Raw genomic sequence first — 14,376 nt, forward strand, 5'->3', positions numbered from 1 at the left:
CGATGATCGCCGTCCCGGCCGGGCAGGTCACGCTGTCGGATCGCCGAACCACCCGCAGTTGGAGCGTGGAGCTGGGTGCCTTCGAGATCGCCGTCCATCCTGTGACGCAGGGGGAGTACGCCGCGATCACCGGCGAGTGGCCGGGCACGACGCGGGGAACGCGGCTGCCGGTCGACGGAGTGTCGTGGCGGGACGCGATCCTGTTCTGCAATGCCCTGTCGGAGCGTGCCGGGCTCGCCGCTGCCTATCGCGTGACCGGTGACGACGTCGTGTGGGACACCGTGGCCGACGGGTACCGGCTTCCGGCCGAGGCCGAATGGGAACGCGCCTGCCGGGCGGGCACCACGGGTCCGCGGTACGGCCCGCTCGACGCGATCGCGTGGTACCGCGGCAACTCCGACGGCCGGTCGCGGGAGGTGGGCGGCAAGCAGCCGAACGCATGGGGCCTGCGCGACACCCTGGGCAATGTGTGGGAGTGGTGCTGGGATCTGTACGACCCCGAGGTGTACGGCCCGTACCGGGTCCTGCGCGGCGGTGGGTGGTTCGACGAGCACTGGAGTTGCCGAGCCTCCGTGCGGAGGCGCAGTCACCCGACCTACCGCATCGACGACGTCGGATTCCGTCTCGCTCGGGGTGCATTAACCTCTGACTAAATGTTGACGTCAGGTTCAAGTTAGTTCTACGCTGAGCTCGGGAGTATGACGACGGTCACACCCGGAGAGGGCGAGTCTGCATGAGCCAGGTCAACACGGTCCGCGGGCCGATCGACAGCGCCGAACTCGGACGCACCTACATGCACGAGCACGTGTTCGTGCTGACGCCCGACGTGCAACAGAACTACCCGGACGAGTGGGGGAGCGAAGACGAGCGGGTCGCCGACGCGGTCACCAAGCTGCGCGCGCTGGCGGAGCAGGGTGTCCGGACCATCGTCGACCCCACCGTCGTCGGGCTCGGCCGGTACATCCCGCGCATCCAGCGGGTCGCGGAACAGCTTCCCGAGCTGAACATCGTTGCCGCAACAGGGCTGTACACCTACGACGACGTGCCGTTCTTCTTCCACTACCGCGGTCCGGCGCTGGACGCGATCGTGGGGGCCGAGGTTCCCGACCCGATGGTGGACATGTTCGTGAAGGACATCGAAGAGGGAATCGCCGACACCGGGGTCCGCGCGGGACTGCTCAAGTGCGCGATCGACCACCAGGGGCCCACGCCCGGTGTCGAGCGGGTGATGCGGGCCGTCGCGAAGGCGCATCGGCGCACCGGCGTGCCCATCACCGTGCACACCCACCCCGGCAGCGAGGCCGGATTGCACGTCACACGCGTGATGTGCGATGAGGAGGGGGTGCGGCCGGACCGGATCGTCCTCGGCCACAGCGGAGACAGCACCGACATCGAGCATCTGACCAGCCTCGCCGAGGCCGGCTTCGTCCTCGGGATGGACCGGTTCGGGATCAACCTCGAGACGACGTTCGAAGCCCGCGCCGACACGCTCGTCGAGATGTGCCGCCGGGGATTCGCGGGGCAGATGGTGCTGTCGCAGGACGCCTCCTGCTACATCGACTGGATCGACCCCAACCTGATGGCCGCACTCCCGCAGTGGCACTACCTGCACATCGAGAACGACGTGCTGCCCTACGTCCGCGAGCGGGGTGTGACCGAGAAGATGATCACCGAGATGTTGGTCGAGGTGCCTCGGCGATACTTCGAGAACGTCGACCCCTACTGACATGTCGCGCCCGCGAATTGCACCCACACCACCGGTCACGGCCCGGGGCGTCCGCACCCGCGATCGTCTCGTCGCCGCGGCCCGGGTGGTGTTCGAGCGCGAGGGGTACCTCGACGCCCGTCTCGTCGACATCAGCAAGGAGGCCGGACTCTCGACCGGATCGTTCTACACCTACTTCACCAACAAGGAGGAGGCGTTCGCGGCGGTCGTCGAGGTGACGCAGAACGACCTGCTGCATCCGGGCATGGGACGGGTCGCGGACGAAGGCGACGTGCACGCGGTCGTGGAGGCGAGCATCCGCGCCTACCTGCACGCGTGCCGCCGGAACGCGCGACTGCTGGCCCTGCTCGAGCAGGTCGCGCACGTCGACCCCGCATTCCGTGAACTGGAACGCTCGCGGGACGAAACGTTCTACCGGCGCAACGCGCGTGCGATCGCCGACCTGCAGGACCGCGGTCTCGCCGACGCCTCGCTCGACCCGATGCTGACGTCGAAGGCGTTGTCCGCCATGGTCGGAAGGATGGCCTACAGCTATTTCGTCGGACCGCCGAGCGAGCGGCGATCGCTCACGTTCGAGCAGTTGACCGCCGGACTCGCGCGGATGTGGACGAACGCGCTGCGCGTCCCCGACCGCGTGTGAGGACCGTCAGTAGCCGGGTGCGTGGAGGATGCGCAGAACGAGGTCGGCGTTGATGTCGCCCAGTTCCTCCGGCGTGAATTCGCCGTCGGGGCTGTACCACCGGCAGATGTCCACCGCGAGCGACATGATCGCCAGAACCGCGACGCGGGGGTCGGGGATCAGGAACACCCCCTGATCGATCCCGTTCTGCACCTCTCGAATTGCCGCGAGCCGGATCTGGAGCCGAGTCTCGGCGACCACCTCGCGGTGTTCGGGGTCGAGATGCCTGCTCTCGTACTGGGCGATGCGCGCGCGGCGGAAGTTCCGGGCGTGCATGATGCTGAATTCGCGGACCAGTGCCCGGACGCGGTCGATGGGGTCGGTGAACGGCGCCACGGCCTTCAGCACCAGCGCGAGCGCGCGCTCGTTCGACCGGCGGACGAGCTGGAACAGCAGATCTTCCTTGGACGGGAAGTGCACGTACATCGCGGAGGGGCTCATCCCGGCCATGGTGGAGATGTCCCTCGTGCGGGTGGCTTCGAAACCCTTGTCGGAGAACAGTGTCGTCGCCGCCCGGAGCAGGCGTTCCTCGGATGTCGGCGGACCAGGGCTCGGCTCCTCGGTCGCGGATACGTCGTCTCGCAGTTCGGTCATCGGTGGTCCTCTCCGCCGCATCGAGCTTCGTCCGCATCGGCGGGATCGGGCAAGATCAATCCCCTCGAGTGATTGACATCACACAGCTATTCAAACACACTAAGCAAGCGCTCACTGACTTGAAGTTGGCGTCATGTTCTGAAAAATCTGTCTCCCACATCCATACGAAGACCTATCCCGAGGAGTGATCGGATGACTACATCCGCGGTGCAGCCGAGTAAGGACGCAGCCGGCGACACAGCCGTCTCGCGCAAGCGTGCGCATCGGAAACTGCTTGCGGCGGGACTCGTCGGCAGCTCGATCGAGTGGTACGACTTCTTCCTGTACGGAACCGCTGCGGCACTGGTCTTTCCCCACGTCTTCTTCCCCGACTCGTCGGCGTTGATGGGCACCCTGCTCTCGTTCAGCACGTTCTGGGCGGGCTTCGTCGCACGCCCACTCGGCGGCCTCGTCGCCGGCCACTTCGGCGACAAGTACGGCCGCAAGCCGGCCGTCGTCACCTGCCTGCTGTTCATGGGACTGGCGACATTCCTCATCGGCTGCCTTCCGGGCGCCGCGACCATCGGCGTCGCGGCCCCGATCCTGCTGGTGGTCCTGCGGTTCGTCCAGGGCCTGGCGTGCGGTGGTCAATGGGGTGGGATCGTCCTGCTGCTGACCGAATCGGCGAGCCCCAAGCGCAGGGGATTCTCCGGGACCTTCGGCCAGATGGGCGTCTCCTTCGGCGTCCTGCTCGGCAACCTGGTGTTCCTCGGCGCCACCGCGGCGATCTCGAACGAGGCGTTCCTCAGCTGGGGCTGGCGGATCCCGTTCTTCGCGAGCGCACTGCTTTTCCCGGTCGTGCTCTACATCCAGACCAAGGTCGAGGACACCCCCGAATTCCGGGACCTGCAGGAGGAGGCGCAGAAGAAGAACAAGACCGTCGTCCGCGCACCGCTGACGGAGGCGATCAAGGAACACTGGCGCAAGATCCTGCTCGGCTGCGGTCTGCTCGCGGCCACCAACTCCCTGTTCTACATCTCCATCGCCGGTGTGCTCAGCTACGGCACCGCGGAACTGGGACTCGAGCGCAACGACCTGCTCGCGATCTCGCTGCTCAGCGCCGGACTCACGGTCGGTGTCGTGCTGTGGTCCGGGCACATGTCCGACAAGATCGGGCGCAGGCCGATGATCCTGATCGGCGCGGCGATGATCATCGTGTGGGCGTTCCCGTACTTCTGGCTGATCAACACCCGGAACCTGTTGCTGTTCTTCATCGCCGTCACGGTCGGCAGCGTCTTCCAGTCCATGACATACGGGCCGATCGCCGCGTACATGGGTGAACTGTTCGCTCCCAACGTCCGGTACTCGGCGGCCTCCCTCGCGTACCAGCTGGCGGCGATCACGGTCAGCGGCGGCACTCCGTTCATCATGACCGCGCTGATCGCCAAGACCGGAACCACCACGTTCGTCGCCGTCTTCGTCGCACTGATGGGGCTGGTCACGTTCCTCTGCGCGTGGAAGCTCCGCGAGACCAACACCGCCGAGGTGCGGAACGATCCCACCGCCGTACCCGGCGCCCAGTTCTACTGACCGGCACTACAAGGCGACGTGGGGTGGCTGGGACCCAGCCACCCCACAGCCGTCAGTTCGGCACCGTCAGCACGATCCGGCCTTCGCAGTCCCCGGATTCGAGCAGGCGGTGCGCCTCGGCGGCCTGCGCCAGCGGCAGCGTGGTGTGCGGCATGCTCGCCGTGCCCGCGGCCACCCACTCGATCGCGCGGCGCGCGGCGGCCTCCGCGGCGGTCGGATCCTGCATCAGCAGTCCGCCGACGTTGAAACCCAGGACGGCGCGGTTGGCGAGCCACAACTCGTTGGCACCGACTCGCACGTCGTCCTCTCCGCTCGCATTGCCCACGGCGAGAAGCCGGCCCAGCGGCGCGAGCACCTCGAGGCTCTCGGCACGCAACCGGCCGCCGACCGGGTCCACGACGATGTCCACCGAATCGATGCCCGCGTCCGACAGGGCGCTGCGAAATCCGTTGCTCGACACCACCAGGTCGTATCCGTACCGCTCGGCCTCCGCGGCACGTCGGGCAGACCGAACCGTGCCCAGCACCTGCGCGGCGCCGAGCCGACGGGCCACCTGCGCGGTGATGCCCGACAGGGCTCCTGCGGCGCCGTGGATCAGCACCTGGCTTCCCGGACCGACATTGCCCGCGAGTTCCAGCGACAGCAGCGCCGTAGTGGTGTTCGGGACCAGCGCCACCGCCTCGGCCGGATCGAGGCGAGGGTCCACGGAATCGAGCGGGATCGTGATGGCCGCATCGGCCACCGATACCTCCGCATAGCCGCCCGCGGTCGGGCGAGAGAGCGTCACGACAGGCTGGCCGGCCCGCAGATGATGCACGCCGGCACCGACTTCCCGCACTGTTCCCGCCACCTCGAGGCCGGGCACGATCGGTGGTGTCCCGCCGAACTCACCACGACGCATTAGGACGTCCGCCAACCCGACCGCGGCGTGCGAGACGTCGATACTCACCTGGCCGGGCCCCGGCTCCGGAACGGCGAGCTCGGCCGTCTCGAGGACGTCTACTTCGCCGAAACGTGAAATGGTGATCGCGCGCATGGCCTACCTCGTCATCTCGTCGTCGCACGGGTACGGCCGCCACCGTAGTACGGTGACGGCCGCGACGAGCCCTCCGAGCGTGCTGTCAGTGGTTGCCGATCTCCAGCACGAGCTTGCCGGTGTTGGCGCCGTCGAACAGCAGATTGAGTGTGCGGCCGAAGGCCTCGACGCCCCCGGTCTCGACCTGTTCGCGGGTCACGATCTCGCCGGCGCGGATCCACTCCGACATCGCGTCCATGCCCTCGGGGAACCGGTCGAGGTAGTCGAACACGATGAACCCCGTCATCGACGCCCGGTTGACCAGTAGCGACAGGTACCGGGACGGGCCGGGCTGCGGGTCGGTGGCGTTGTATCCGGAGATCGCGCCGCACAGCGCGACCCGGGCGTTCTTGCGGAGCCGGGCCAGTGCGGCGTCGAGGATCTCGCCGCCGACGTTGTCGAAGTAGATGTCGATTCCGTCCGGTGCGGCGGCGCGCAGGGCCTTGCCGACCGATTCGGACTTGTAGTCGATCGCCGCGTCGAAACCCAGCTCCTCCGTCAGCCACGCGCACTTCTCCGGGCCGCCGGCGATGCCGATCACCGTGGCGCCCTTCAACTTCGCGATCTGCCCGGCGATACTCCCGACCGCTCCGGCCGCCCCCGAGATGAGCACGGTGTCGCCCTTCTCCAGCTTGCCGATGTCGGTGAGGCCGAAGTAGGCGGTCATGCCTGGGAACCCGAGCGCGCCCAGCCACGTCGGCGCCGGGGCGAGCGACTCGTCGACGGCGAGTGCGCCGCGGCCGTCGGAGAGCGCGAACTCCTGCACGCCGAACTGTCCGGAGACGAGCTGTCCCTCCGGGAACTTCGCGTTCTTCGACGCCACCACCCGGCCGACGGCGTGGGTGCGCATCACCTCACCGATCGCCACCGGCGGCACGTACGACTTCACGTCGTCGAGCCACCCGCGCATCGCGGGATCGAGGGACACGTAGTCCACCTTCACGGTGAATTCGCCGTCCGCGGGTTCGGGGATCGGTTCCGACGTGATCTCCCAGGTGGAGTCGTCGGGACGGCCGACCGGACGCTTCGCCAGTCGGACCTGCCTGTTCACGGATGTCACGGTGTTCACCTTTCGGGTACCTCTGCGGTCAGTGCGTCGTTCTTCAGTGCGGTCCGGTCGATCGACCGCTTGAGGATCTTTCCGGTCGACCCCTTCGGGAGGGAATCGACGATCGCGACGATCCGGGGAATCTTGTATGCGGACAGTCGTTCCCGCGCCCAGCTGGTCAGTTCGCCGCCGTCCAGACCGGAACCGGGGACGGTGGCCACGACCGCGGCCACCTCCTCGCCGTAGTGATCGTCGGGAACACCCACGACGGCGGCCTCGAGGATGTCGGGATGTGTGTACAACACCTCCTCGACTTCGCTCGGGTACACGTTGTAGCCGCCGCGGATGATGAGGTCCTTGACCCGGTCGACGATGCGCAGATCCCCGTCCGCATCGATCTCGCCCAGATCCCCCGTGCGCAGCCAGCCGTCCGAGTCCAGGACGGCCGCGGTGTCGGACGGCCGGTTCCAGTAACCCTTCATCACGGTCGCCCCCTTCACGAACACCTCGCCGACGCTGCCGGGAGGGCAGGCGGTGTTGTCGTGGTCCCGCACCTGGACCTCCAGCCGGGGAACCGCGCGTCCGGTGAAGCCGATCTTTCCGCCGCGGTCGATGTCGTTGAACGTGCCGAACGCGGTGGTCTCGGTGAGCCCGTATCCCTCGAGGATGGTGCACCCGAAGCGGGACTCGAATTCGCGGGCCACTTCGCCCGGCAGCGACGCGCCCCCGGAGATGGCAATGCGCAGTTGCGTGAAGTCCTGCGAGTCGGCGCCGTCCGCGGCGTGGAGCATCGCGTTCCACATCGTCGGCACCCCGGCCATGATCGTGAGGCGGTCGCGTCGGAGGAGAGCGAGCATCGCGGCCGGGTCGAACCGGGCCAGCAGCGACAGCGACCCGCCGCCCGTGAACGTCGCCATCATGACCGAGGCCTGGCCGAAGACGTGGAACAGCGGAAGCCCCGTGCCCGTCCGGTCGTCGGTCGAACCGCGACTGCATTCGGCGCCGATCTCACCTCCGGACAGCAGGTTCCCGACCGTCAGCTCCGCGCCCTTCGGCCGCCCGGTGGTGCCGGACGTGTAGAGGATGGCGGCGGTGTCGTCGCGGTCCCGCTCGGCGACGGGAACCGGCTCGGCGTCCGATGCCGCGGCGTCGGGTGCGAGCGTCCAGACGGGGATGTCCAACGCGGACGCGGCGTCGCCGATCGCGGGGCCGAGTTCGTGCCACACGACGGCGAGCGCGGCGCCGGCGTCGGTGAGAACGTACTCGGTCTCGGGCCGGGTGGACATCGTGTTCACCGGGACCACGACGCACCCCGCCGCCTGAATTCCCAGATACGCCACCACGAACTCGGGCACGGAGGGTGCGGCCAGGAGAATTCTGTCGCCGGGGGACAGGCCCGCTTCGGTGAGTGCTCCCGCATATCGGGTGCTCGCGTCGCGCAACTGTCCGTAGGTCAGGGTGCTGTCCGCACCCCGTAGTGCGATGTTGCCGGGAGTGGCGTCCGCGTGGCGGGACACCGGATCGATCACATTTGCCATGTCGTCAACCTCCGACGCGGTACAGGGTTTTCCGGCCTCGACGGCACGGGCGGTTATCCGGCCTCTACGACGCGGGCGACGGACTCGGACACGACCACCGGCTTGTCGGAGCCCTCACGCTCGACGATCTGACTCATCGTCACCTGGATGCCGCCCCCGACCTGTTCCGCGGACTGCACGGTGGCGCGCATCCGGATGCGTGAACCCACCGGCACCGGCGCGGGGAAACGGACCTTGTTGTAGCCGTAGTTCAGGCTGTGGGCGAAACCGTCGAACCGCAGCAGGGTCGCCGACAGTGCCGGTCCGAGAGACAGGCTGTACAGCCCGTGCGCGATGGTGCCGCCGAGTGGGCTGGCGGCGGCGCGCTCGGGATCGATGTGGATCCACTGGTGGTCGCCGGTCGCGTCGGCGAAGGCGTTGACTCGTTCCTGGGTGACGTCGTGCCAGTCGGTGGGGCCCAGCTCCTTGCCGATCAACGCCGTGAGCTCGTCGAAGCTCGCGGGGCGAACGGGCAGTGCGGTGGTGTCGGTCATCTGTCTCCCTCAATTCCGGGTGGTGCGGGGCCTGGATGTGTCACGTTGGCTGCATCGAACTTCGAGGTGTTCGCCGAACTCCGACACTTGAACTTGACGACGGATTCAACTATACAAAAGAGAGACGCGAGTCACAACGCACGGCGAAGGAGAGGACACCTCGTGAAGGTTGCACAGAAGGTCGCCATCGTGACCGGCGGTGGAGGCGGAATCGGCGGGGCGATCGCGGACCGTCTCGCCGACCAGGGCGCCAAGGTGCTGGTCGCCGATCTCGACCCGAACGCCGCCGCCGCGGTTGCGGACGGAATCAACGCACGTCACCCCGGAACGGCCGTCGCCGAAGGCGCCGACGTCGCGGACGCCGATCAGATCCGCCGCATCATCGATCGCGCGGAGACCGAGTTCGGCCCGGTCGATCTCTACTTCGCCAACGCCGGCATCGCGGGAGCGCCCGGCCTCGATGCCGACGACGCCGGCTGGGATCTCGCGATCGACGTCAACGTCCGCGCCCACATCCGCGCCGCCCGGCAACTCGTGCCGAAGTGGGTCGAGCGGGGCGAGGGGTACTTCGTGTCGACCGCGTCCGCGGCCGGGCTCCTCACTCAAATCGGTTCGGCCACCTACGCGGTCACCAAGCACGCGGCCGTCGCGTTCTCCGAATGGCTGTCGGTCACGTATGGGGACAACGGAGTTCGCGTCAGCTGCCTCTGTCCGATGGGCGTCGAGACGAAGTTGATGCGCTCCGGCGAGAACTCGGGTGATCCACTCGGCGTCGCGGCCACCCGCGCCGTCGTCTCGGCAGGCGACGTGCTGCAGCCCGAGCAGGTCGCCGACATCGTGCTCGACGCCGTGGACCGGGAGACGTTCCTGATCCTGCCCCACGAGAGCGTCCTCACCATGTACCGGCAGAAGGGATCCGACTACGACCGCTGGCTGCGCGGGATGCGCCGCTACCAGAGTTCGCTGCTGGAGCACGCGTGACCCCCGAGCACGCAGACCTGGTCCTCGCCGAGCGGCGCGGACCGGTCCTGGTGCTGACGTTCAACCGGCCGGACAAGCTGAACGCCTGGACCGACGACCTCGAGGACCGGTACTTCACGCTGCTCGGCGACGCCGAGGACGACCCGGACGTCCGCGCGATCGTCGTGACCGGAGCCGGGCGCGGGTTCTGCGCCGGCGCCGACCTCGGACGCCTGCAGGCCGTCGGTGACGTCTCCGAAGCGGACCTCCTCCGGCCGCGCCCCCGCGACCTTCCCGCAACACTGCGCAAACCGCTGATCGGGGCGATCAACGGGGTCGCCGCCGGTCTCGGAATGGTGGAAGCCCTCTACTGCGACGTCCGGTTCGCCTCGGCGTCCGCCCGGTTCACGACCGCCTTCGCCAAGCGGGGACTGATCGCCGAATACGGCATCTCCTGGCTGCTGCCCCGGCTCGTGGGACGCAGCCGCGCCACCGACCTGCTGCTGTCGAGCCGCATGGTCGATGCCGAGGAGGCGTTGCGCATCGGACTCGTCGACCACCTCGTGCCGGACGGTTCGGTCGTCGACGCCGCGGTCGCCTATGCCGAACAGCTGGCGACGCACTGCTCCCCGACGTCGATGGCCGTCATCAAGGACCAATTACAGAACGATGCGGACGGCACCTACGCCGAGTCCGTGGCCCGAGCGGAAGGCCTGATGTTGCAGGCGTTCCGCGGGGCCGATCTCGTCGAGGGCGTACAGAGTCACCTCGACAAGCGCACACCCACGTTTCCCTCACTACCCGTCAGGAGTTCCCATGTCCCTGTTTGACATCTCGGATCGCGCCCAGCAGTTGCAGATCGATCTGCTGGAGTTCATGGATTCGCATGTGTATCCGGCGGAGGCGGTGTATGAGGAGCAGATGCGGGAGTCGGGGGATCCGCATTTCCAGCCGCCGGTGTTGGAGGAGTTGAAGGTTGAGGCGCGGCGTCGGGGGTTGTGGAATCTGTTTCATCCGCATCCGGGGACGGGTGCGGGGTTGACGAATCTCGAGTATGCGCCGTTGGCGGAGATCATGGGGCGCAGTCATATTGCGTCGGAGGCGTGTAATTGTAATGCGCCGGATACGGGCAACATGGAGGTGCTCGAGTTGTTCGGTACGGCCGAGCACAAGGAGAAGTATCTGATGCCGTTGCTGGAGGGGACGATGGCGTCGGCGTTCGCGATGACGGAGCCGGCGGTGGCGAGTTCGGATGCGACGAATGTGGAGTTGTCGATGGTCCGGGACGGTGACGAGTATGTGCTCAACGGGCGGAAGTGGTTCGCGTCGAATGCGTTGCATCGGAATTGCCGGGTGTTGATCGTGATGGGGAAGACGGATCCGTCGGCGGCACCGCATCGGCAGCAGTCGATGATGGTGGTGCCGATCGATGCGCCGGGGGTGACGGTGATGCGGGGGTTGCCGGTGTTCGGGTATCAGGATCGTGAGGGGCATGCGGAGATCGACTTCGCCGATGTTCGGGTGCCGGTCAAGGATGTGTTGAAGGGCGAGGGGGAGGGTTTCGCGATTTCGCAGGCGCGGTTGGGTCCGGGCCGGATTCATCACTGCATGCGGGCGATCGGGATGGCGGAGCGGGCGTTGGAGTTGATGTGTCGTCGGGCGTCGTCGCGGGTGACGTTCGGGAAGCCGGTCAGTGAGAATGCGAATATTCAGGATTGGATTGCGGAGGCGCGGATCGAGATCGAGATGATCCGGTTGTTGACGCTGAAGGCGGCGTATCTGATGGATACGGTGGGGAACAAGGAGGCGCGGACGGAGATCGCGGCGATCAAGGTGGCGGCTCCGAATATTGCGTTGAAGATTGTGGATCGGGCGATTCAGGTGCACGGTGGGGCCGGCGTCACCGACGACTTCCCGCTTGCCATGGCCTGGGCGCACCTGCGAACCCTGCGCCTGGCGGACGGTCCCGACGAGGTCCACAAGCGCGCCATCGCGCGGCAGGAACTCCGGCAGTACCGCGACACCGCCGTCAGCGCCTCCACCAACGGACACAAGGTTGCGGTGAGCTGACATGGCCGGACTCGACCTCACCGGACGCACCGCGATCGTCACCGGCGCGTCGCGGGGCATCGGCCTGGCCGTCGCCAAGGCCATCGCGGCCGCCGGCGGCAACGTGGTGCTCACCTCACGGTCCCAGGAATCGGCCGACGCCGCTGCGGCCGAGGTCGGGGGCACCGCGATCGGACTCGCCGCCCACGCCGTCGACGAAGAGGCTGCCCGGCGCTGCGTCGACGTCACCCTCGAACGCTTCGGCAGCCTGGACATCCTGGTCAACAATGCGGGGACGAACCCGTCGTTCGGGCCGATCATCGACCAGGACCACGCGCGATTCGCCAAGACCTTCGACGTGAACCTGTGGGCTCCGGTGCTGTGGACGGGGCTCGCCACGAAGGCGTGGATGGGCGAGCACGGCGGCGCCGTGGTTAACACCGCCTCCATCGGCGGCATGGCCTTCGAGGCGAACATCGGTCTGTACAACGCGTCCAAGGCCGCGCTGATCCATCTCACCAAGCAACTGGCACTGGAACTCTCACCGAGGGTGCGGGTCAATGCCGTCGCTCCCGGTGTGGTGCGGACCAAGCTCGCCGAGGCGCTGTGGAAGGAACACGAGCCGGCCGTGTCGGCGTCCACGGCGCTGGGGCGGATCGGCGAACCCGCGGACATCGCGTCCGCGGTCGCGTTCCTCGTCTCCGATGCCGCGAGCTGGATCACCGGCGAAATCATGGTGATCGACGGCGGTCAACTGCTCGGCGACGCCCTCCCGTTCCGGCAGGGGGCCCAGCTCGGTGTCTAGCGTGGACGTCGTCGGCATCGACACCGAGGCCGTGAGCCGCTGGTTCGGCACGCTCGGCATCGACAGTGCCGGACCGCTGACCTTCGACCGGATCGGACTCGGCCAGTCGAACCTCACCTACCTGGTCCAGGACCGGGCGGGCGGCAGATGGGTGCTCCGGCGTCCACCCCTCGGACACCTGCTGGCGTCGGCCCACGACGTCGCCCGCGAGGCGCGGGTCCTCTCCGCCCTCGAGGACACCGTGGTGCCCACCCCGCGGGTGTTCGGACTCACCGACGACCCGGAGGTGAGCGAGGTACCGCTGCTGCTGATGGAGTTCGTCGACGGACAGGTCGTCGATCGCATGTCGATCGCGGAGTCCCTGACCCAGGAACGCCGCCGGGCGATCGGTCTGTCGCTGCCGCGGACGCTCGCGAAGATCCACGCGGTGGACCTCGACCGGACCGGGTTGACCGACCTGGCCAGCCACAAGCCGTACGCGCAGCGTCAGCTCAAGCGGTGGTCGGGGCAGTGGGAGAAGTCGAAGACCCGCGAGCTGCCCGCCCTCGACGACCTGACGCGACGGCTCGCCGCCTCGGTGCCGGAGCAGCGGGAATTGACACTGGTGCACGGCGACTTCCACCTGCGCAACGTCATCACCTCCCACGAGACCGGGGAGGTGACCGCGGCCCTGGACTGGGAGTTGTGCACCCTCGGCGACCCCCTCGCCGACGTCGGCAGCCTGCTCGCGTACTGGCCGGAGCCGGGCGAGACGACCGGCGGCGACTTCCCCGCGTCCACCCTCGACGGTTTCCCGGACCGGGTGGAGATCGCCGGGGTGTACCTCGACGAGACCGGCCGCGACCCGCAAGCCCTCGCGTTCTGGCACGTCCTCGGCCTGTGGAAGGTCGCGGTCATCGCGGAGGGCGTCATGCGCCGCGCGCGGGACGAACCGCAGAACAAGGCGGCCGCGGGCACCCCGACCGTCGAGCGCATCGACGACCTGGTGGCCAAGGCGTGCGACATCGCCGCCCGGGCCGGAATCTGATCGAACGACGATGGAGAAATTCATGAAGAGAACGGCAATCGTCACCGGCGCGGCACGAGGCATCGGTGCCGCGGTGGCGAAGAAACTGGCGAACGACGGGTACGCGGTGGCCGTGCTCGACCTCGACGAGTCCGCGTGTGCGGCAACCGTCGACGCCATCGAGTCCGCCGGCGGCCGGGCGCTGGCCGTGGGCGCGAACGTCGCCGACGAGGCGTCGGTCGCCGCGGCGGTCGAGCGGGTGGCGACCGAACTCGGTGCCCCGACGATCCTGATCAACAATGCCGGAATCACCCGCGACAACCTGTTGTTCAAGATGACCGTCGACGACTGGGACGCGGTCATGAACGTGCACCTGCGCGGTGCGTTCCTGATGTCGCGGGCCGTGCAGCAGCACATGGTCGACGCCGGGTTCGGGCGCATCGTGAATCTGTCGAGCACGTCCGCGCTCGGTAACCGCGGGCAGGTCAACTACTCCGCCGCCAAGGCGGGCATGCAGGGCTTCACCAAGACGCTCGCCATCGAACTGGGCAAGTTCGGTGTCACCGCGAACGCGATCGCGCCCGGCTTCATCGAGACCGAGATGACCGCCGCCACCGCCGAGCGGGTGGGTGTCGGCTTCGAGGACTTCAAGAAGGCGGCGGCGTCGCAGATCCCGGTGAACCGCGTCGGGCAGCCCGAGGACATCGCCAACACCGCGTCGTTCCTGGCGAGTGAGGGTGCCGGATTCGTGTCCGGACAAGTGATCTACGTCGCCGGCGGACCGAAGGACTGAG

The 14,376-nt window shown here is 67.8% G+C and carries 15 protein-coding genes; 10 read left to right on the plus strand and 5 right to left on the minus strand.

Features of this window, described 5'->3' with window-relative positions:
* Positions 1–2: 2 nt before the first annotated feature.
* The 3 genes from HGB39_RS33895 (at position 3) to HGB39_RS33905 (ending at position 2,366) form a co-directional block, all read left to right on the plus strand.
* Positions 3–653: a formylglycine-generating enzyme family protein gene (locus tag HGB39_RS33895; RefSeq protein WP_005568269.1), complete on the plus strand. Its 651-nt coding sequence runs from the start codon at positions 3–5 to the stop codon at positions 651–653.
* Positions 654–733: 80 nt separating this feature from the next.
* Entirely contained in the window at positions 734–1,726 is a 993-nt protein-coding gene (locus tag HGB39_RS33900; protein WP_005264574.1) for a phosphotriesterase family protein, read from the plus strand.
* Position 1,727: 1 nt separating this feature from the next.
* Positions 1,728–2,366, plus strand: a complete 639-nt coding sequence (locus HGB39_RS33905) for a TetR/AcrR family transcriptional regulator (RefSeq protein ID WP_005252917.1) — start codon at positions 1,728–1,730, stop codon at positions 2,364–2,366.
* A gap of 6 nt (positions 2,367–2,372) precedes the next feature.
* Here the strand turns inward: HGB39_RS33905 and HGB39_RS33910 are convergent, their stop codons facing one another.
* Positions 2,373–2,999, minus strand: coding sequence for a TetR/AcrR family transcriptional regulator (locus HGB39_RS33910; RefSeq protein ID WP_005568268.1), 627 nt, complete (start codon positions 2,997–2,999; stop codon positions 2,373–2,375).
* Between the two features lie 192 nt (positions 3,000–3,191).
* Here HGB39_RS33910 and HGB39_RS33915 point away from each other — a divergent pair, with 192 nt between their 5' ends.
* Positions 3,192–4,568 (plus strand): MFS transporter, encoded by a 1,377-nt coding sequence (locus HGB39_RS33915; RefSeq protein ID WP_005252920.1) that lies wholly within the window; start codon positions 3,192–3,194, stop codon positions 4,566–4,568.
* A gap of 52 nt (positions 4,569–4,620) precedes the next feature.
* Here HGB39_RS33915 and HGB39_RS33920 read toward each other — a convergent pair whose 3' ends face one another.
* From HGB39_RS33920 to HGB39_RS33935, 4 genes are all read right to left on the minus strand, one after another.
* Positions 4,621–5,604, minus strand: coding sequence for a quinone oxidoreductase family protein (locus HGB39_RS33920; protein ID WP_005568267.1), 984 nt, complete (start codon positions 5,602–5,604; stop codon positions 4,621–4,623).
* Between the two features lie 85 nt (positions 5,605–5,689).
* A complete protein-coding gene (locus tag HGB39_RS33925) occupies positions 5,690–6,703 on the minus strand; it encodes an NADP-dependent oxidoreductase (RefSeq protein ID WP_037207579.1) in 1,014 nt (337 codons plus the stop codon).
* Positions 6,704–6,708: 5 nt separating this feature from the next.
* On the minus strand, positions 6,709–8,229 hold the full coding sequence (locus HGB39_RS33930) for an AMP-binding protein (protein WP_005264565.1): 1,521 nt from the start codon (positions 8,227–8,229) through the stop codon (positions 6,709–6,711).
* Between the two features lie 53 nt (positions 8,230–8,282).
* The gene (locus tag HGB39_RS33935) at positions 8,283–8,762 is read right to left on the minus strand and encodes a MaoC family dehydratase (RefSeq protein ID WP_005264564.1); all 480 of its coding nucleotides are present in this window, start codon (positions 8,760–8,762) and stop codon (positions 8,283–8,285) included.
* Positions 8,763–8,924: 162 nt separating this feature from the next.
* Here HGB39_RS33935 and HGB39_RS33940 point away from each other — a divergent pair, with 162 nt between their 5' ends.
* From HGB39_RS33940 to fabG, 6 genes are read left to right on the plus strand one after another with little or no spacing between them, the layout of a single operon-like run.
* A complete protein-coding gene (locus tag HGB39_RS33940) occupies positions 8,925–9,743 on the plus strand; it encodes an SDR family oxidoreductase (protein ID WP_005264555.1) in 819 nt (272 codons plus the stop codon).
* Positions 9,740–10,552: an enoyl-CoA hydratase-related protein gene (locus HGB39_RS33945; protein WP_005568265.1), complete on the plus strand. Its 813-nt coding sequence runs from the start codon at positions 9,740–9,742 to the stop codon at positions 10,550–10,552. The genes HGB39_RS33940 and HGB39_RS33945 overlap by 4 nt, the downstream gene beginning before the upstream one ends.
* Positions 10,539–11,792: an acyl-CoA dehydrogenase family protein gene (locus HGB39_RS33950; protein WP_120660605.1), complete on the plus strand. Its 1,254-nt coding sequence runs from the start codon at positions 10,539–10,541 to the stop codon at positions 11,790–11,792. Before HGB39_RS33945 ends, HGB39_RS33950 begins: the two co-directional genes overlap by 14 nt.
* Position 11,793: 1 nt before the next feature.
* A complete protein-coding gene (locus HGB39_RS33955; RefSeq protein WP_064080748.1) occupies positions 11,794–12,576 on the plus strand; it encodes an SDR family oxidoreductase in 783 nt (260 codons plus the stop codon).
* Positions 12,569–13,603 carry a phosphotransferase family protein gene (locus HGB39_RS33960; RefSeq protein ID WP_043787660.1) on the plus strand — a complete coding sequence of 345 codons (1,035 nt, stop codon included), beginning with the start codon at positions 12,569–12,571 and terminating at the stop codon, positions 13,601–13,603. Before HGB39_RS33955 ends, HGB39_RS33960 begins: the two co-directional genes overlap by 8 nt.
* Before the next feature lie 10 nt (positions 13,604–13,613).
* A complete protein-coding gene (gene fabG, locus HGB39_RS33965) occupies positions 13,614–14,375 on the plus strand; it encodes a 3-oxoacyl-ACP reductase FabG (protein ID WP_005562323.1) in 762 nt (253 codons plus the stop codon).
* Position 14,376 lies beyond the last annotated feature (1 nt).

It is taken from the genome of Rhodococcus opacus, from assembly GCF_012396235.1.
GTDB classification, from domain to species: Bacteria; Actinomycetota; Actinomycetes; order Mycobacteriales; family Mycobacteriaceae; genus Rhodococcus_F; species Rhodococcus_F opacus.